Origin of the sequence: Rhodococcus sp. CX (assembly GCF_015865005.1) — a bacterium.
Lineage (GTDB): Bacteria > Actinomycetota > Actinomycetes > Mycobacteriales > Mycobacteriaceae > Rhodococcus.
The window spans coordinates 4,487-22,141 of the sequence record NZ_JADZGH010000082.1; the positions used below are offsets into that span (position 1 = coordinate 4,487).

Sequence of the window (17,655 nt, forward strand, 5' to 3'; positions counted from 1 at the left end):
CCGGGCGTCCGTGCCGGAATCCCTTGTTGCGTCGGAGATCGAGCAGAGCTGGCGTCGCTCCATCTCGAACCGGGTCGACCCCGGAGCCGAACCGCTCGTCCTCGGAGAGATCGACCCGGACAGCGCCATCCTGCGCGCGGCAGGTCGCGTCCTGGACCAGTGGCAGAACAATCTCACCCAGTCGCGATTGGCGCTGCTGCTCGCCGACGAGAACGGCCGCATCATGTCCCGCCGGATCGTCGACGCCGAGGATGCTCGAATCCTGGACCAGGCCAACGCAATCGAGGGTTTCGACTTCTCCGAGCAGGCCCTGGGCACGAACGGTCTCGGCACTCCCATCGAAGCTCGCGATGTCGTATTCGTCCGCGGCAGCGAGCATTTCAACGACAACCTGGCGCGGCTGGCGTGCGCCGGAGCTCCCATCAAGCACCCCGTCACCGGGCGGATGGTCGGGTCGCTCGCCTTCGCCTCCCACATCGACGTCTCGAGCCCGTTGATGGTGGCGATGGCCCGGCAGGCCGGACAGCAGATCGCCGAAGCGCTCGAGAACATGGCCGATTCCCGCGACCTGGAGCTGGCACGTGTGTACCGCCGCTTCCGTGCGGGTCGGCGATCGGTGTTGGTGATGAGTTCGGACACCGTGATGACGGATCTGCCGTCTCTCGCACACCTGGACGCCGAAGCGCACGCCGTGTTGTGGGAGAAACTGCGAGCCCATCGTTGGGGCGACGACGTCCTGCGCCTGGAACTTCCCACACTCGGAACCGAGGCGCTGGTGCGGCGTCTGGGCCGCGACGAACACGACGCAATCTTCGCTCTCGAGTTCGTGACTCCCGGTGCGGCCGAACCGATGCCCACCGATCTCGGTACACCCCCGCGGGGTGGGAGCATTCCGGTCGTCGGTGGCACGTCCGACGGCCTGATCGCCACCCGCCGGTCCACGGAGTCCCCGTACGAACGGGTGCGTCGTCAGCTCACCGCCGTGGCGGGCCCGGACGGATTCATCCATCTCGTCGGCGAGCCCGGGGTCGGCAAGCGCTTCCAGGCCACGACGTGGCTGCGCGAACGAACCGGCCGGGACCCTGCGGTGTTCACCCGGCCCGACCTCTCCGAGAACAGCAGCTTCTGGGACGCGGCCGGCGAAGTGTTGCGCGAGGGCAGGGGTGTCGTCGTCGATGCCGACGATGTCGGAAACGAAAGTCGCACGCGCCTCGCAGATTTCGCTCGGGGTCGGTGCTCCGGAGCTGCGAACGGTCCCCTGGTGATTCTCACCGAGCGCGGTGGCTCCCAGGACGGCTCGGCACCCATGTCCGTGCGTGTCCCCTCGCTCGCGGAGTTGCGCGACGAGCTGCCCTCCGTCATCCGCGAGGTCGCCGCCGCCCGCTTCCCAGGTACACCACCGCCGCGATTCTCGCCTGTCGCGCTCCGTTGCCTGCTGGCCTGGCGCTGGCCGGGGAACGTTGCCGAGCTGGTCCGGCTGCTGGCGTCCCTGCCACCGGCACAGGAAGGCGGGTTCGTCCAGGCCAAGGACCTCCCGCCCTCCATGTGCGATACCACCCGTTCCACCATGGGCCGCTACGAGCAGGCCGAGCGTGAGGCGATCATCGGTGCACTGCGCGACGCCGAAGGCAACAAGTCACGCGCTGCGGAGATCCTCGGCATCGGCCGGACCACGCTGTATCGCAAGATGCGGACCTTGAAGATCGATGACGAACAGCTGAGCACGTTCGGCCCCTGATCCCCGAGCGCGCCGCCGGTGTGTACATGTGGCGGCCCCGGGCGCCACAAAGGCACACGGGCGCGTCAGCGCCTAGGTGGTCGCTGACAGCGCCGGCTCGGCGGAGCTCGGGCCGGGGGATTCTTCGGTGCGGTCGGGAACGTCCGCCCCGGCCCGGACCTTCGGAATCAGCACCGTCAGGACGACTCCCAGCAGCGCGAAGCCGGCGAGGACATAGAACACCGCGTCCACCCCGAGCCCGGCGGCCAGGAACAGGCCACCCAGCAGCGGGCCGCTGACGCCGCCGAGCCTGCCGAAGCCGGCAGCCCACGCGACGGCAGCACCGCGCATCCGGGTGGGGAAGTAGTTCGCCACCAATCCGTACACCAGAATCGACGTTCCGGTGGTGCCGAAGCCGACGACCGCGACGAAGAACAGCAGGACGGGAAGCGGCAGGTTCAGGGTCATCAGGGCGACGAAGGTCGCGCCGATGAAGAAGCCCGTGGCCACAACAGGTTTCGGGCCGAATCGGTCGGCGCACCGCGAGCCGGCGACCGCGCCCAGGATTGCACCTCCACTGAGCACGAGGAGGAAGGCCAGCGATCCCTTGGTGTTGAACCCCGATTTCTCCATCAACACCGGCAACCACGTGTTGAGGTAGTAGTTGAGGAACTGTCCGAGGGCGCTGATCGATCCCACCACGATCGTCGAGAACAGGAATCCGCGCCCGACCAGGCCGGCGAAACCCACCCGCTCGGTCTTCGCCGGCGGCGCGAGGCTGTCGGGCATCGGCACACCGGTTCGCGCGGAGACCGCGCGGGCCTCGTCGATCCGGCCGCGGGCGACCAGCCACTGCACCGACTCGGGCATCTTCACGATCGCCAGGGGCAGCAGCGTGACGATCGGCAGTGCGCCGATCATGAACAGCCCTCGCCAGCCGATGGATTCGAGTAGAAGGATCGCGAGAAGGGCGCCCAGCAGGCTCCCCAGCGGCACGCCGGAGTAGGTGATCGCACTGTAGAGGTTCTTCTTCCCCGGCGGGGCGATCTCGGTCACCAGGGTCGCGGTCGTCGCGATGAGTGCCCCGATGCCGAGGCCGGTGACGAAGCGCATCGCACCGAAGGTGGTGGTCGTCGTCATCAGTGCGGTGACGAACATGCCGATGGAGAACCATGCGTAGGAGATGAGCATGACCTTGCGGCGTCCCAGCACGTCGCCGACGGCACCGGCGAGCAAGGCGCCGAACATCATTCCCAGCAGCGCGTAGCTGCCGAGCGTGCCCGCGAGCGCGGGCGTGACCTCACCGATGTGACTCGGATCGTCGAGGAAGGTGGACACCACCGCGCCGTAGGCGACGAGGTCGTAGCCGTCGAAGATCAGGCCGACGGTGGCGAGGGACACGACCCACGCGACGGTTCGTCTGCGTCGAGTGTCCGGATCGGTTGTTGTCGAAGTCATTCGGTTCTCCGATGGGGGAGCAGGTTTCGTCATGTGGTCGGCGCGGCGGCCGGTTCGGTGTGCCGGTGGCGCCCGTTCGGGTCGGACGGCCGATGGCCCCGATCCCGACCGGAGGGCGTAGAAGTCCCCAGAATCTCTGCGGGGAAGTCGATCTCGCGCTTGAGGATCTTGCCGGTGCTTCCCTTGGGAAGTTTGTCGACCAGCCAGACATGGCGCGGATACTTGTAGGCGGCCACGCGGGTCCTGACGTACTCGCGGAGTTCGTCGGGTGTCGCGGCGGCGCCGGCACGCAAGGTGATCGCGGCGGCGACCTCCTCACCGTGCGTCGCGTGCGGCACACCGATGACCGCGGCCTCGCGCACTGCGGGATGCTCGTAGAGCACTTCTTCGATCTCGCGCGGGTAGATGTTGTACCCGCCCCGAATGATGATGTCCTTCTTGCGGTCGACGACGAAGTAGAAGCCGTCGTCGTCGCGGACGGCCATGTCGCCGGTATGGAACCATCCGTCGACGATCGCCGCCGCGGTGGCGTCCGGGCGGTTCCAGTAGCCCTTCATCACGTTGTGCCCCCGGATGACGATCTCGCCGACCTCACCGGACGGGACCTCGGCGCCGTTCCTGTCCACCACCTTCATGTCGACACCGTCGATGGGCAGTCCGATCGAACCGGGCTTCGTGTGGCCGAGCCGGTTGAAAGTGGCGGTCGGCGACGTCTCGGTCAGACCGTAACCCTCGAGAATCGGGGCGCCGAAGGTCTCCTCGAAGCCGTTCAGAACCTCGACCGGCAACGCGGCACCACCGGAGACACACATGCGCAGACTCGAGGTGTCGACCGGCCCGAGATCGGTGTGGAGCAGGCCGACATACATCGTGGGAACGCCCTCGAATACGGTCACCCCGTGTCGCTCGATGAGCTGCAGAACCTTCGCAGCGTCGAAGCGTTGTACCAGCGACACACTCGCACCCGCCAGGATGGAGGCGTTCAGTGCGTTGCTCTGCCCGAACGCATGGAAGAACGGCAGGCACCCCGCCACCACGTCGCCGGGGCCGAAGTCGAACATGTCGACGAACGTGGTGGCGTTGCGACGCAGATTCGCGTGGGTGAGCTGGGCACCCTTCGGGGTCCCGGTCGTACCGGAGGTGTAGAGGATCACGGCCGTATCGGCGTCGTCTCGCGCGGCGACATCCTCGGTGGCCGGCCACTCCGCGACGGCCGCGACGGTCTCCTCGTCGACGACGACAGCCGTGGTTCCGGTCGCTGCGGCGGCGGAATCCGCCTCGGCCGCCACGGTGCTCCACACCAATGCGAGCGCGGCACCGGAGTCACGGAAGTGGTGCTCGAGTTCGCGGGCCTTGAGCAGCGGGTTCATCGGCACGACGGTCGCGCCGGCGCGAAGAACGCCGTAGTAGAGAACCGGGAATGCCAGAACGTTCGGCAGTGCGATCGCGACTCGGTCACCCGGCAGGACTCCTCGGGCCCGGAGGCGGGCCGCGGCGCGCGCGGTCAGTGCGTCGAGTTCTGCATAGGTGACGACGACGTCGTCGACACGAAACGCGGGCCGATCGGGATATCGGCGCGCGGACTCGGTGAGGATGTGAGCGAGGTTCGTCATGACAGACCTTCTGGTACGGGACTTTCGGGTTCTGGGTAGGCCATCCACAGCCACGGCGGGGGCCGGAACGGGGTCCACCTGCCGACGGGTTGGGCGAGACGGTCCGCGACGGCCCACAACGCTGCAGGGTGACCGATGATCCCGATGTGGCTGGCCAGGACGGCGATGTTCTCTGCACGCTCGGACGGCTCGTCGAGGCAGGTCCGCCAGGCGACGACGCCGTCGAGCGGGCTGTAGATCGACGTCGCTGGGACCGGGAGCGGACCCTTGCCCCGTTCGAGCGGTACGTCCAACGGCTCGATGTGCTCGTGGGCGTACGAATGGAACAGTCGGTTGGCGCGGCTCTGCTCGTGCCGGGCCAGACGGATCGGGCTGCCCAGCGTGATGACCTGCCGGACGGCGTCCGGAGTGCGACGAGCCAACTGGCGGGCGTAGATACCGCCGAGACTCCACCCGATGACCGTGACCGGTTGCTGGAACCGATTGGTCAGGTAGTCCAGCCGTGCCCGCATGCCGTGCACCGCTTTTCCGGTGGGGCCGATGTTGCGGCCGAGCCGCCACCCGTAGGTCCGGTATCCGAGTCCCCGGAGCACGAAATGCATCGTCGCCGCGGACATGTCGGTTCCGTGCAGGCGCGGCAGGATGAGCACGGGATGGTTGTCTCCGCGCGGAAGTGCGGCGAACAGGGGTGCCGCGCACGCGAGGAGCGCCCCGTCGAGGGCCGCTCGCGGGTACTCGGTGTAGTGGAGCAGATCACCCGGTGCCGACATACCTCGTTGCGAGGTGCTGGTCATGTGATGGTCTCGCTTCGTCGGAGGAGGAATTCGATGATGGCGGGGATGGTCTTCTTCGCTGCGGTCCGGCCCACGAGCACCCCCACGTGCCCGCCCTCGAGCCGCAGCTCGTGTTTGTCGGACGAGCCGACCAGATCGATGAGCGGGGCGGCGGACGCCTCCGGCACGATGTGGTCGCGGTCGCCCAGCACCGTCAGGAACGGCACGGTGATGTCGGAGAGGTGGACCCGGTCTCCGTCGAGGACGATCGCGTCGTCGACGAGCGCGTTGGTCCGGGTCATCTCCGCCAACTGCCGTGCGACCCCACCGGGGAGCGGGACGTGATCGCCGGCCCATCCGATCATCGCCTGATAGGCCGTGACGTAGTCGTCGTTCCACAGCTTGTCGAACAGATCCACGTACCGGGTGACCCGCATGGTCGGCTTCAGAATCTGGAACGCCTGGTGCACCACGTGCGGCGGCACGTTGCCGTCGACATCGAGCAGTTTCTCGACATCGGATTCGGTGTTGCCGAGCACGCTGGTCAACGGCCCCAGTTGCTGCAGATCGATCGGCGCGGACACGACGGTCAGACTGCACAGCGGCGCGTCGCGACGGCGGGCGGCGTAGAGCAGCGACAGGACGCTGCCGAAGCAGTAGCCGAGCATGTCGACCTGTTCGGCTCCCGAGATGCGGCGCACCTGTTCGACCGCGGCGGGAATGTAGTCGTCGACGTAGTCCTCCAACCGGTTCGCCGCGTCGCGCTCGTCGGGAACCCCCCAATCCAGCAGGTACACATCGAATCCGGCGTCGACGAGCTGCTCGACGAAGCTGTTGCCCTTCTGCAGATCCAGAATGTAGCTGCGCGAGAACAGACCGAAGACGATCAGGAGCGGGGGCGAGACCCGCACGTCGTCGCTGCGGTACCGCCACAGCTCGGTGCGACCGTGGCGCCACACCACATCCTTGGGTGTCGTACCCACCTCGGGCCGGGAGATCCCCGCTGCCATACGAATTCCGTTGCGTGCCCGGAGCACGCAACGTTCGAGCTCCCGGCCCACAAGGTCGACGATGCCCGGTGCTTCGACGTCGATTGTCATCGTCCATCACTCCCTGTTCGAGCGGTGTCGCGCTGCTCGAGCTGCAGCGACAGCCGCCGCACGTCCCGGTCCAGCGCCCCGAGCTGTGCGTGCATCCGATGCAGGTCGCTGCCGGCCGGCAGATTGACCAGGTGCCACACCGTCGCGGCGAGACCGTTCAGGCCATCGCCCACGGCACGCCGGATACCGAAAACGGTGGCGGCCACTGCCGCGAACCGATCGCTGCGCACCAACGCTTCGGCCGGCGGCGCGACAAGTCGTTCGGCGAAATCGTAAGGCGTTCTCCAGCTCGGCAATCCGGTCATCGATATCCCTCGTTGCGCATGAAAATCCCCTCCGGTCCGACCCGTGTCGAACCCGGTGATGTGTGACATCCGACCGCTGGGGTGCCGCCGATCGGCGGCACCCCCTCCCTCCGTGCGGTCGACAGGTCAGACCGTTACCGGGACAGCGGACTTCAGTTCGAAGCCGCGGTACCCGTCGGCAACGACCCCGGAGAGAACGCCGCGGTAGTTACCCAGCCCACCCAGGTAGAACAGGACACTCGGCTTCTTACCCGGAATGTTCGCGCCGAAGATCCAGGAGTTGCCGCGGGTGAACAGCGTGGCGTTCGCGATGTCCGTGCAGGTCTCGGTCCACTCCTCCTCGGCCTCCGGGGTGGGCTCGATGGCACGGATCTCGTTGCGCTCGGCGTATTCGACGGTGTCGCTGATCCACTCGACCTGCGTCTCGATGGTCGGCGGCAGATTCGTGAACGGGCCGTTGGGTCCGAGCACCATGAACCAGTTGGGGAAGTTCGCGGTCGTGACACCCAGGTAGCTCGTCGGCTGACCGTTCCAGTGGTCGTTGATGTGCAGGCCGTTCCGGCCCCGGATCTCGATGCGGCGGTAGTTGCCGTCGACCGCGTCGAATCCGGTGGCGAAGACGAGCACGTCGAGTTCGTGCAGGACGCCGTCCTCGGTCACGACGCCCTTCGCGGTGACCTCGCGGATGGGGTTCTCCTTGATCGCGACGGCCTCGACGTTCGGCCGGTTGTACACCTCGTAGTAGCCGCTGTCGCACAGCGGACGCTTGGCGAACAGACCGGTCGGCATCAGCTTGCGGGCGGTCTCCGGATCCTTGATGATCTCCGCGACCTTGCTGCGGATGAACGATGCGGCGGCTTCGTTGGCGGCCTCGTCGGTGGCGATGTCGCCGAAGGTCCCGAACATGAAGCGGAAGCCGCCGCCGTGGTCCCAGGCCTCCTGGAAGATGCGGTTGCGCTCCTCCTCCGACACCGACATGGCCGGCAGGGTGGACTCCTCGAAGCCGAAGGCCACCGCGGACTTCTTGGCGCGGTCCCAGATGCCGTCGTAGTCGGCCTTGATCGCGTCGATCTGTTCCTTCGTGACCGGTCGGTTGCCGACCGGCACGGAGTACTGCGGGGTCCGGACGAACACGGTGAGGTGCTCGACCTCGGGGGCCAGGGCGGTGATGACCTGCTGGCCGGTGGATCCGGTGCCGATGACACCGACGCGACGACCGGCGAGGCTCTTGCCCTCGGGCCAGGCCGCGGTGTGGATGGTCTCGCCCTCGAAGGTGTCCAGACCGGGCAGGTCGGGGAAGTTGATCGCGGAGAGCAGGCCGACAGCGTTCACGACGTACCTGGCGCGGTAGACCTCACCCTTGTCGGTGGTGACCTCCCACAGGTTCTCGTCGTCCAGGTAGATCGCCGAGGTGACCTCGGTGCCGAACCGGAAGTGGCGGCGCAGGTCGAACCGCTCGACGACGCTCTCGAGGTACTCGAGGATCTCCGGCTGGGTGATGTAGGTGGTCTTCCAGGTGCCGTCCTGCAGCAGGTCGCGGTCGAACGAGAAGCGGTAGAGGTGGCTCTCGGTGTCGGAGAGGGCGCCGGGGTAACGGTTCCAGTACCAGGTGCCACCGGGGCCGTCCGCCTTGTCGAAACCGACGGTGGTCAGCCCGAGTTCGTTGTGCAGCTTGTGCACGGCGTAGATGCCGCCGAATCCTGCGCCGATGACAACGGCGTCGACGATGCTGGGTGCGATCTGTGCAGTCATGGAAATGGCCTTCGTTCGGTGCGATGAGATTGGTGTCGAATCCGACCGGACGCGGAAAACCCCTGCGTTCCGCTTCCTGTGGCGTCTCCCGCCGTGTCGATCTCGTGTGACGGTCGACACGAGGTCTGTGTTCGAAGTTAGGCCTGTCGTCCGGCACACAGCTGTTCCGATGTGAAACACATCCGGAACACCCTGCGCCGACAGGTTTGCGCAGCACCGGAAACGCGCAGAGGGGTCGGACGAGGAGCCGGCCTCGTCCGACCCCTCTGGGCGGGACATGTTCCCGGCGGGAAACGACCCGCCGAGATCTGTCGGTGTTATTCGTTCTCGGTCAACGATTTTCGGAACCGCTGGTCAGCAGTTCACGTGCTCGGAGAATGTTCGCCTCGACTTCGTCGCCGAGATCCACGGCGGGAAGCGAGCCGATTTCGCCGCGGAGCAATTCGACATCCTTGAGCAGCAGGTCGTACTGGACATCGGCGAGGTTGTCGCTCATCCAGCTCTGGCCGGTGGACACTCCGATCACGTCGAAGAGATCCCGGGCTGCCACCCCCGACTGCTCGGCGACTGCGAGCATCCGTGCGGCGGCGGCCAGGTTGTAGGTGGCGAGCGTGTTGTTGAGAAGCTTCACGATGGCCGGCTGTCCGTAGGACTCCGTGCGGAACACGCGGCCGGAGATGTCTTCCAGCAGAGCATTTTCGGCGTCGGTGGGCGCGGGTCCGGCGAGGAAGACGGTCATCGTGCCGTGGCGTGCACCCTGGGGGCCGCCCGACACGGGGGCCTCGAAGACGCGCCAGCCGTCCGGGGCCGAGGGCAGAATCTTCCGTGCGTCGGCAGGCGCGAGCGTGGTGTGGACGAAGACGGTCAGCGGCTGCGCGGTGTGGGCCGTCAGGGCCTCGAACACCGACGAGACCTGGTCCGCCAGCCGCACCGCGACATGGACACTGTCGACGGACTTCCAATCGACGTCCGCGAGGTCGCTACCCGCCGGTGACCCGGTCTCCTGCGACCACTCGCAGAGGCGTTCCTGGTTGAAGTCGTAGCCGTACACCTTCCGGCCCAGCTCGGCGAGATGTGCGCCGACACTTCCGCCGATGGGCCCGAGTCCGATAACCAAGTGCATGAGGGTTTCCTAGAGATATTGAGTGGGTGGGGCGGCGATCCGCACGGACCCTGATGTGCCGCGGGATGTCGCCTCAGTTGGTGGGCGACTCGACCTCGAGGCCGCGCTCGGCCATGACTTCCTTGAGCAGGGTCAGGGCGTTGAGGACGCGCGGGAATCCGATGTAGGGGATGCACTGGATCAGAGCGCCGACGATCTTCTCCTTGGTCAGGCCCACATTGAAACCCACGTTGATGTGCAGCTTCAGCTGCGGCTCGGTACCCAGGGCGACCAGCGTGGAGATGGTGACGAGCGTCTGCTCCTGCCGGCTCAGGCTCGTCCGGGAGTAGATGTCCCCGAACGCGAACGAGACGATGTAGTCGGGCAGCTCGGTGTCGAGATCCTTGTAGGACTCGACGAGCTTGGCGTGATCGAACGTGTTGGAGTGCTCGGTGGAGACGAGCCCCATCATGCGGTCGAGGCCTCGCTGGAAGCGTTCTGTGGTCATGTCTGTGGTCATGAGGTCGTCCTGTCGGCTCGCAGGACACGGTCGGTTCGCGTCCCGATGTGTTGTCGTCCGCCGCGGTGTCACCGATGTGACGGGCACCATGGCTACCGCTCCCACGCTAGAGCGACAGGCCGAAGTGACGGTGTTCCGATGTGGAACAGTCCGCTCTACATGTAGCGTCCGCCGGTGACCTCCGCGACGGTGCCGGTCATGTACGAGGACAGGTTCGACGCGTAGAAGAGGGCGACGGAAGCTATTTCGGACGGTTCGCCGGCCCGCTGCATGGGGATCTCGGACATCTTCTGGTCCCACGCCTTCTGTGGCATCGCTTCGGTCATCGCCGTGCGGATGAGACCGGGCTGAACGGCGTTGATCCGTACCCCGAGATGTGCGACCTCCTTGGCAGCCGCCTTCGTCAGGCCGACGATTCCGGCCTTGGCCGCGGAGTAGTTCGTCTGACCCACGAAACCGACCTTGCCGGAGATCGAGGACAGGTTGATGATCGATCCGCCGCCGTTCTCACGCATGATCCCGGCCGCCTGACGGGTGCCGTTCCAGCATCCGCGCAGGTGAACAGAGATCACGTCGTCGAACTGCTGTTCGGTCATCTTGCGCATCGTCGCGTCGCGGGTGATGCCGGCGTTGTTGACCATGATGTCGAGGGATCCGAACGATTCGACGGCAGCGTCGAGCAGACGGGCCACGTCGTCGGAGGAGACCACGTTGCAGCCGACGCCGAGCGCATCGGTTCCCAGCGAAGCAGCAGCATCCTTCGCCTTGGACTCATCGAGGTCGCCGATCACGACCCGGGCGCCGTTGTCGGCGAACGTACGGGCGATCGCGTATCCGATCCCCTGAGCGCCTCCGGTGATCACCGCGGTGCGTCCTGACAGCATGAGAATCCTTAAGTTCGTAGGTGCAGTTACTTCGTGAGAGTTACGTTGTGCTGTAACCCGGGCGGGCCGGGCGAGGCTGATGATTGGTTGCCCAACTCTCGAGTGGGGCTTGAAAGGACTGGCCACCCGACCCGCTTGGAGACCTCGGGCCGCTGATTGAGATCTGCGAATGATCGCTTGTTTAAGGAAATGCCGGCGGGGTCGTCCATCGGGGCGTTGTTCGGACACAAGCGAAAACGAGGGATCCGATGACCGGTTCGCGGCTGTGGGCAGGAATCGACGTCGGCAAGGAACACCACTGGATATGCGTGCTTGACACTTCCGGAGCGGTGGTGCTGTCGCGACGATGCGACAACGACGAAGCAACGATTCGCGCGGTGATCACCGAGATCGACGCCCTCGGCGAGGTGGTGTCGTGGACGGTGGATCTGACCACCGTCTACGTCACCTTGTTGCTGACCGTCCTGGCCGACGCCGGGAAACCGGTGCGGTATCTGTCCGGGCGTTCGGTGTGGCAGGCATCGTCGGTCTACCGCGGCGGCGAAGCCAAGACCGACGCCCGAGACGCCCGGGTGATCGCCGATCAGTCCCGGATGCGCTCGGACCTGCCCGTTCTGCACCCCGACGACGAGTTGATCCGCGAGCTGCAGATGCTCACCGGTCACCGCACCGATCTGGTCGCCGACCGCACCCGCACCATCAACCGACTGCGTCAGCAACTCGTCGCGATCTGTCCCGGGCTCGAACGCGTCGCGCAGATCTCCTCGGACCGGGGTTGGGTGGTGCTGCTGGCCCGTTATCAGCGACCGAGGGCGATCCGCCGTGCCGGTGTGGCCCGGCTGGCCACGATGCTCGCCGGGTCCGGGGTGCGCCATGCGGAGACGATCGCCCGGGCCGCGGTCACCGCTGCGAAGGCGCAGACGGTGCGGTTGCCGGGTGAGGACGTCGCTGCCGAACTGGTCGCCGAATTGGCGCAGGGGGTGATCGACCTCGACGCACGTATCAACGCCGCCGACGCGGAGATCGAGGCCCGATTTCGCCGACACCGGCTGGCTGAGGCGATCGTGAGCTTGCCGGGTATCGGGTTCCGGCTCGGCGCTGAATTCCTTGCCGCGGTTGGTGATCCCTCCCTGATCGGATCGGCGGATCAGCTCGCTGCCTGGGCTGGGTTGGCGCCGAGACCGAAGGATTCGGGTAAACGCATAGGGCGTCTGCATACTCCGCAGCGTTACAGCAGGCGCCTGCGCCGGGTGATGTACATATCGGCGTTGACCGCGGCACGCTGTGACCCCGTCTCGCGTGCCTACTATCAACGCAAACGTGCGGAAGGTAAGCGTCCGGTCCAGGCCACCCTCTGTCTGGCTCGGCGTCGCGTCGATGTTCTCTATGCCCTCATCCGCGACAACCGCACCTGGCAACCGAGCTTGCCGGGTACCGCTGTTGCGGCTTGACAGGATCATTGAGAGTCCTTTCGTTGTGACCCGACTCGGTCGGGTCCGTGTGTGTCACCGCGTCGAAGCGGAATGGAGCTTGGTCGATTGCACGGCGATTCCCGCTTCGAGGGCGGATTCGACGTCGGCCGAATCCATTCCGGATTCCTCGAGCAGTGCACGAGTGTGCTGACCGAGCGCGGGGACGTCGCCCATGCGGGCCTCGACATCGCTGAAGGTCGCCGGGGGAAGCAGCGCCTCGACCTCGGCGTTCTCGGTGCCGACGGTGCGCCAGCGGTTTCTGGCGGCGAGTTGCGGATGGGCGACGACCTGCTCGATCTGCTTGACCTGCGCCGCGGGAACACCGGCAGCGGCAAGTTTCGCATCGAGTTCGGCGGTCGACCGGTGAGCGGTTCGTTCGGCCACCGCGGCGTCGCACTCGGCTCGATGTTTCACGCGGTCGATGTTTGTCGCGAAGCGGGGATCGTCGGCGAGTTCGGGCGCTTCGAGGACGTCGTGGACCAGTGCGCGCCAACCGTTCTCGCTCTGCACACCGATCAGTACCTGGCCGTCTCGAGTGGGATACGCGTCGTACGGCGCGATCGACGTGTGGCTCAGCCCCATGCGCGGTGGCTGCTCGCCCGTGTACATCTGCGTGTACATCGAGTGGCCCATCCACTCGACCGTGGCCTCGAGCATCGACACGTCGATCACAGATCCTTCACCCGTACGTCCCCGCCGCAACAGGGCTGCATGAACCGCTTGGGCACAATACATTCCGGACGCGATATCGGCCGTGGGGATACCTGTCTTCACCGGGGTTTCGGGCGTGCCCGTGATCGAGATCAGGCCCGCCTCGGCCTGTACGAGCATGTCGTAGGCCTTGCGTTGTTCCATCGGCCCGCCCGCGCCGAACCCGGAGAGGTTCACCACGATCAGTTCGGGGTGATCGGCACGCAGTTGTTCGGCTCCGAACCCGAGTCGCTCGGCCGCGCCGGGCGCGAGGTTCTGCAGGAAGACATCCGCACGATCGACGAGATTCCGTACGGCCGTGCGTCCTTCCGGCCGCTTGAGATCGACGGCGATCGATTCCTTGCCTCGGTTGAGCCACACGAAGTGCGCGCCCGTGCCGTGCACCACGTGGTCGTAGCCGCGCGCGAGGTCGCCACCGTCGGGGCGTTCGACCTTGATCACGCGGGCTCCGAGATCGGCAAGGTTCCGCGTGGCCAGCGGTGCCGCCACGGCTTGTTCGAGCGCGACGACGGTCACGCCCTCGAGGGGGAGTGTCATTTTGCCTTCTGTTCCTGCTTCACGAGTCCGCCCCCGATGATCAGGCGCTGGATTTCGCTGGTGCCCTCGTACAGGCGCAGCAGGCGCACGTCGCGGTAGATCCGCTCGACGGCGACCTCGCGCATGTACCCGCTGCCGCCGTGGATCTGCACGGCGAGATCGGCCACCTTGCCGACCATTTCGGTGCAGTACAGCTTCGCCACCGAGGGGGCGATACGGCGGTCGGTCTCCTCGACCCATGCCTTTGCGGCGTCACGGACGAGCGCGCGGCCGGCCATCACCCCGGTCTGCTGATCGGCGATCATCGCCTGCACCAGCTGGAAGTTGCCGATCGGGGTGCCGCCCTGAGTTGCCGCAGCCGCGTACGCGACCGATTCGTCGAGGGCGCGCTGTGCCTGCCCGACGGCCAGCGCGGCGATGTGCACGCGGCCGCGGGCGAGCGAGATCATCGCGGCCTTGTAGCCCACGTCCTCGTTGCCGCCGACCAGCGCTGCCGCGGGAACCCGGACCTGGTCGAAGTGCACGTCCGCGGTCCAGGCGCCGGCCTGGCCCATCTTGGCGTCCTTGTTGCCCACCTGCACACCGTCGGCGTCCGCCGGGACGAGGAAGACCGCGATGCCGGTGCCGTTCTCGTCGGCCGGACGCGTGCGCGCGAAGACGACGAACAGATCGGCGATCGGTGCGTTGGTGATGAACCGCTTCTCGCCCGTGATGATCCAGTCGTCACCGTCGCGCACGGCCTTGGTGCGCAGTCCGGCGGGGTTCGAACCGGCACCCGGCTCCGTCAGGGCGAAGGAGGCGACGACGTCGCCGGAGGCGATACCTTCGAGCCACCGCTTCTTCTGCTCGTCGGTGCCGAAGTTGACCAGGACCTGCCCGGCGATGCCGTTGTTGGTTCCGAACATCGAGCGCAGCGACAGGGTGGTGTATCCCAGTTCCATGGCGAGTTCGACGTCCTGCATCAGGTTCAGGCCCAGGCCGCCCCATTCCTGCGGAACGGCGTAGCCGAACAGGCCCATCTCCTTGACGGCGGCCCGGATGTCGTCGGGGATGGCGTCGGTCTCGGCGATCTCCTGCTCCCGAGGGACCACGCGAGTGCGGACGAATTCTCTGACGTGCCCGAGGATGTCGGCGAAGACGTCGTCGGGGACTTCGGTTTCGAGGAGGGACATGTCACCAACTATGGCGACGGGATTATGATCGGTCCAATACCTAATCGGTAGTTCTGAAATGACATGAAAAGCATCACCCGAGGTAGAAGGGCGGATCAGGTGGAGATCTCACAACTCCAGGCGTTCCTGGCGGTTGCCGAGGAACTGCACTTCGGTCGTGCAGCCGAGAAGCTGCATCGAGCGCAGCCCCCACTGAGCCGCACCATCAAGCAACTCGAACGCGAACTCGACACCGAGTTGTTCTCCCGCAGCACCCGGGCGGTGAAACTCACGGCGAGTGGAGAGGCGCTCGTCGGCCCTGCCCGGGACGTACTCGACGCGCTGCGCCGGGCCGAGGCCGCGGTCCGCGCCGCCGACGACGGAGACGTCGGACTCGTCCGCATCGCGTTCGCCGGGGCGTCGACCCACCAGCTCGTCGCTCGCCTCGCCCGGGTGGTGCGTTCGCAGCGGCCCGGCATCCAGCTCGAGCTCTCCAGCCAGAACTTCGCCCAGCCCGCGATGAAGAAGCTCGTCAGTGGCGAGACCGACATCGCGCTGGGCCGCTGGGACATCGTCCCCGCCGAGGTGGCCGTACGCGTGGTGATGCAGGACTCGCTCGTCGTAGCACTACCGGACACCCATCCGCTGGCGGGGGAACAGCGACTGTCGATCGCTCGGTTCGCTGCGGAAGGCTTCGTCTCCCTGCCCCCGCACGAGGGCGCGGTCCTTCCCGATCGGTTGCGCCGGCTCGCGCGCGCCGGAGGTTTCGTCCCCGACGTGGTCCAGGTCGCTCCGGACACCCAGACGGCATTGGCGCTGGTCAGCGCCGAGGTCGGGTGTCACCTGACCCTGGCGTCGGTGGCGGCGAACGTCAACGATCCCCATGTCGTGTTCGTTCCGCTCGACGAGTCCACCCCCGACGTCGACCTTCGTGTGGCATGGCGACGCGACGACCCCAACCCGGCATCGAAGGCCGTCCTCCGGATCGTGCTCGACACCGCCGACAAGGATTTTCGGTGAGCGTGGAGTGGTGAACATGCACTCGAATGCCGTTGCCCGACAGTCAGAGTGGGCGCAGGCCGATAATCGAGCGCGCCGAAACGTAGACGTACCGGTCGCCGGGGCGGACGCTGAGCGTTCCCCCGTCACCGAGCGCGTCCGGATCGTTGTCGACCGCAAGGAACGGGATATCCCACTCGAGGTCCCCGGTCCGGACGTCCATCGCCCACAGGCCGGTGAAATCGGACTGCACGATGAGGTCTTCGGTGTGGCCCAGCACCGTGCCGGACCGTTCGGGCACGTTCTGCCACAGCCTGGTCCCGGTGCGCAGGTCGAGTCCGGTCTCGGTGTGGGCGGTGTGATCGGTCAGCAGCGCGACGTCGCCGAGCACGGCACGCACCGTGCCCAACCGGGTGTTGGCGTTGTACTCGTCCGGTTCCCGTGGCACCGACACGAGTTCCGGGGCGGACCACACCGGGTCACCGGTGGCCCGGTCGTACGCGCCGTCGCCGAGCAGGACCGGTACGGTGTCGTCGGCGGGGCCGTCGAACGCAGGGGAGTGCGCCGCGGCGCTGTCGGTGGCGGCGATGACGGCTCCGGTGCCGTCGAGCAGGTCGGATCCGGTGACACGGAGACCGTCGCACTCGACGTGCACGCGCACGACCAGCGCGCCGAGCGTCGGCTGGACGCGGGAGCAGCCGTCCGCCTGCGCGGTCCACGTCTCGTCGCCGGTGTCGAGGTCGAATCCGGCGATGTCGGTACCGAGCGTGAGCAGTCCCTGTCCGTGGCGCACATCGAGGGCGTCGGGTAGGGCGGTGTCGTCCCAGCCGGTGCCCATGTCGAACGCGCGGGTGAAGTGCGCGTCGGGATCGAGGAGAGTTCCTGCGTGCACCCGCACGTCGTCGTTCTCGACGCTGCCTTCCGCGACGTAGAGACGGTCGTCGGTGGCGGCGATCGCGAAGGTGCCCCACTCGGTGGGGACGCGGGTGATCTCACCCGTCACGAGGTCGTAGCCGACCAGCGCCGGATCGCCGGACCAGCCCGGAGTGAAGCACACCAGGGTTGCATCCACCGCGGAATCCGCGCATCCGGCCAGGTCGCCCGCGGGGCTGAGCCACCGGATCCGTCCGGAGTCGGCGTCGACACCGACGAGGTGCGCATCGTCCAGGGCCATGCCGCCCTGGACGCCGACGAGCGCGACGAGGGTATCGCCGAGATCGAGGAAACCCGGTATGCCCCAGTCGTATTCGCTGCCGTATACCGGATCCCGGAACTGCGCCGACTCGTGTCCGTGGACGCTCTGCGCCTCGACGGTCCAGCCGAGACCCGGCGCCGCATCGACGGTTCCGGTGATCTTGCGGGTGCCGTCGCCCTCGGCGTGGGCGATCACCGCGACAGCGCCGGCCGTGGTCACGACGGCGGCGACCGCGGCACACAAGAGGTTTCGAATCTCCCTGGTTACCGCCACCGTCACACCTCCAGGCCCGGCGTCGACGCGATCTGTTCGAGACGCTCCATCGGAAGCGGTTCGGCCGGAACATCGGCGCGAGAGGTGACGTCG

Annotated in this window: 15 protein-coding genes; 3 read left to right on the forward strand and 12 right to left on the reverse strand. The window is 66.9% G+C overall.

Annotated features, from left to right (window positions below):
- Positions 1-1,738 (forward strand): helix-turn-helix domain-containing protein (locus I0Q12_RS09080; protein WP_231610339.1); only part of this gene is annotated, 1,738 nt, incomplete at its 5' end.
- Positions 1,739-1,810: 72 nt separating this feature from the next.
- Here I0Q12_RS09080 and I0Q12_RS09085 read toward each other — a convergent pair.
- The 9 genes from I0Q12_RS09085 to fabG all read right to left on the reverse strand — a co-directional run bounded on the left by I0Q12_RS09085 (position 1,811) and on the right by fabG (position 11,224).
- A complete protein-coding gene (locus I0Q12_RS09085; protein WP_197251618.1) occupies positions 1,811-3,175 on the reverse strand; it encodes an MFS transporter in 1,365 nt (454 codons plus the stop codon).
- Positions 3,176-3,204: 29 nt separating this feature from the next.
- Entirely contained in the window at positions 3,205-4,788 is a 1,584-nt protein-coding gene (locus I0Q12_RS09090; protein ID WP_197251619.1) for a long-chain fatty acid--CoA ligase, read from the reverse strand.
- The gene (locus I0Q12_RS09095) at positions 4,785-5,582 is read right to left on the reverse strand and encodes a triacylglycerol lipase (RefSeq protein WP_197251620.1); all 798 of its coding nucleotides are present in this window, start codon (positions 5,580-5,582) and stop codon (positions 4,785-4,787) included. The genes I0Q12_RS09090 and I0Q12_RS09095 overlap by 4 nt, the downstream gene beginning before the upstream one ends.
- A complete protein-coding gene (locus I0Q12_RS09100) occupies positions 5,579-6,661 on the reverse strand; it encodes an alpha/beta fold hydrolase (RefSeq protein ID WP_197251621.1) in 1,083 nt (360 codons plus the stop codon). The genes I0Q12_RS09095 and I0Q12_RS09100 overlap by 4 nt, the downstream gene beginning before the upstream one ends.
- Positions 6,658-6,966 carry a hypothetical protein gene (locus tag I0Q12_RS09105; protein WP_231610341.1) on the reverse strand — a complete coding sequence of 103 codons (309 nt, stop codon included), beginning with the start codon at positions 6,964-6,966 and terminating at the stop codon, positions 6,658-6,660. Before I0Q12_RS09105 ends, I0Q12_RS09100 begins: the two co-directional genes overlap by 4 nt.
- 126 nt (positions 6,967-7,092) lie before the next feature.
- Positions 7,093-8,718, reverse strand: a complete 1,626-nt coding sequence (locus tag I0Q12_RS09110) for an NAD(P)/FAD-dependent oxidoreductase (RefSeq protein WP_197251623.1) — start codon at positions 8,716-8,718, stop codon at positions 7,093-7,095.
- Between the two features lie 331 nt (positions 8,719-9,049).
- Positions 9,050-9,841, reverse strand: coding sequence for an NAD(P)-binding domain-containing protein (locus I0Q12_RS09115; protein WP_197251624.1), 792 nt, complete (start codon positions 9,839-9,841; stop codon positions 9,050-9,052).
- Positions 9,842-9,914: 73 nt separating this feature from the next.
- Positions 9,915-10,340, reverse strand: coding sequence for a carboxymuconolactone decarboxylase family protein (locus I0Q12_RS09120; RefSeq protein ID WP_231610343.1), 426 nt, complete (start codon positions 10,338-10,340; stop codon positions 9,915-9,917).
- Between the two features lie 155 nt (positions 10,341-10,495).
- Positions 10,496-11,224, reverse strand: a complete 729-nt coding sequence (gene fabG, locus I0Q12_RS09125; RefSeq protein WP_197251625.1) for a 3-oxoacyl-ACP reductase FabG — start codon at positions 11,222-11,224, stop codon at positions 10,496-10,498.
- A 248-nt stretch (positions 11,225-11,472) separates the two neighbouring features.
- On the opposite strand from fabG, the gene I0Q12_RS09130 reads away from it, so the two are divergent.
- Positions 11,473-12,675, forward strand: coding sequence for an IS110 family transposase (locus I0Q12_RS09130; protein ID WP_231610344.1), 1,203 nt, complete (start codon positions 11,473-11,475; stop codon positions 12,673-12,675).
- Between the two features lie 54 nt (positions 12,676-12,729).
- On the opposite strand, the gene I0Q12_RS09135 is transcribed toward I0Q12_RS09130, so the two are convergent.
- Together I0Q12_RS09135 and I0Q12_RS09140 are read right to left on the reverse strand one after the other, a co-directional pair.
- Positions 12,730-13,944, reverse strand: coding sequence for a CaiB/BaiF CoA-transferase family protein (locus I0Q12_RS09135; protein WP_197251626.1), 1,215 nt, complete (start codon positions 13,942-13,944; stop codon positions 12,730-12,732).
- Positions 13,941-15,116: an acyl-CoA dehydrogenase family protein gene (locus I0Q12_RS09140; RefSeq protein ID WP_197251627.1), complete on the reverse strand. Its 1,176-nt coding sequence runs from the start codon at positions 15,114-15,116 to the stop codon at positions 13,941-13,943. The genes I0Q12_RS09135 and I0Q12_RS09140 overlap by 4 nt, the downstream gene beginning before the upstream one ends.
- Positions 15,117-15,215: 99 nt before the next feature.
- On the opposite strand from I0Q12_RS09140, the gene I0Q12_RS09145 reads away from it, so the two are divergent.
- Positions 15,216-16,115, forward strand: a complete 900-nt coding sequence (locus I0Q12_RS09145; protein WP_197251628.1) for a LysR family transcriptional regulator — start codon at positions 15,216-15,218, stop codon at positions 16,113-16,115.
- A gap of 43 nt (positions 16,116-16,158) precedes the next feature.
- On the opposite strand, the gene I0Q12_RS09150 is transcribed toward I0Q12_RS09145, so the two are convergent.
- Positions 16,159-17,562, reverse strand: coding sequence for a PQQ-binding-like beta-propeller repeat protein (locus I0Q12_RS09150; RefSeq protein ID WP_197251629.1), 1,404 nt, complete (start codon positions 17,560-17,562; stop codon positions 16,159-16,161).
- Positions 17,563-17,655: the final 93 nt, after the last annotated feature.

Coding starts and splice junctions, on each gene's coding strand:
- I0Q12_RS09085 (WP_197251618.1), bottom strand. CDS start 3,175: ATGACTTCGACAACAACCGATCCGGACACTCGACGCAGACGAACCGTC.
- I0Q12_RS09110 (WP_197251623.1), bottom strand. CDS start 8,718: ATGACTGCACAGATCGCACCCAGCATCGTCGACGCCGTTGTCATCGGC.
- I0Q12_RS09095 (WP_197251620.1), bottom strand. CDS start 5,582: ATGACCAGCACCTCGCAACGAGGTATGTCGGCACCGGGTGATCTGCTC.
- I0Q12_RS09130 (WP_231610344.1), top strand. CDS start 11,473: ATGACCGGTTCGCGGCTGTGGGCAGGAATCGACGTCGGCAAGGAACAC.
- I0Q12_RS09090 (WP_197251619.1), bottom strand. CDS start 4,788: ATGACGAACCTCGCTCACATCCTCACCGAGTCCGCGCGCCGATATCCC.
- I0Q12_RS09105 (WP_231610341.1), bottom strand. CDS start 6,966: ATGACCGGATTGCCGAGCTGGAGAACGCCTTACGATTTCGCCGAACGA.
- I0Q12_RS09135 (WP_197251626.1), bottom strand. CDS start 13,944: ATGACACTCCCCCTCGAGGGCGTGACCGTCGTCGCGCTCGAACAAGCC.
- I0Q12_RS09120 (WP_231610343.1), bottom strand. CDS start 10,340: ATGACCACAGACATGACCACAGAACGCTTCCAGCGAGGCCTCGACCGC.
- I0Q12_RS09140 (WP_197251627.1), bottom strand. CDS start 15,116: ATGTCCCTCCTCGAAACCGAAGTCCCCGACGACGTCTTCGCCGACATC.
- I0Q12_RS09115 (WP_197251624.1), bottom strand. CDS start 9,841: ATGCACTTGGTTATCGGACTCGGGCCCATCGGCGGAAGTGTCGGCGCA.
- I0Q12_RS09100 (WP_197251621.1), bottom strand. CDS start 6,661: ATGACAATCGACGTCGAAGCACCGGGCATCGTCGACCTTGTGGGCCGG.
- fabG (WP_197251625.1), bottom strand. CDS start 11,224: ATGCTGTCAGGACGCACCGCGGTGATCACCGGAGGCGCTCAGGGGATC.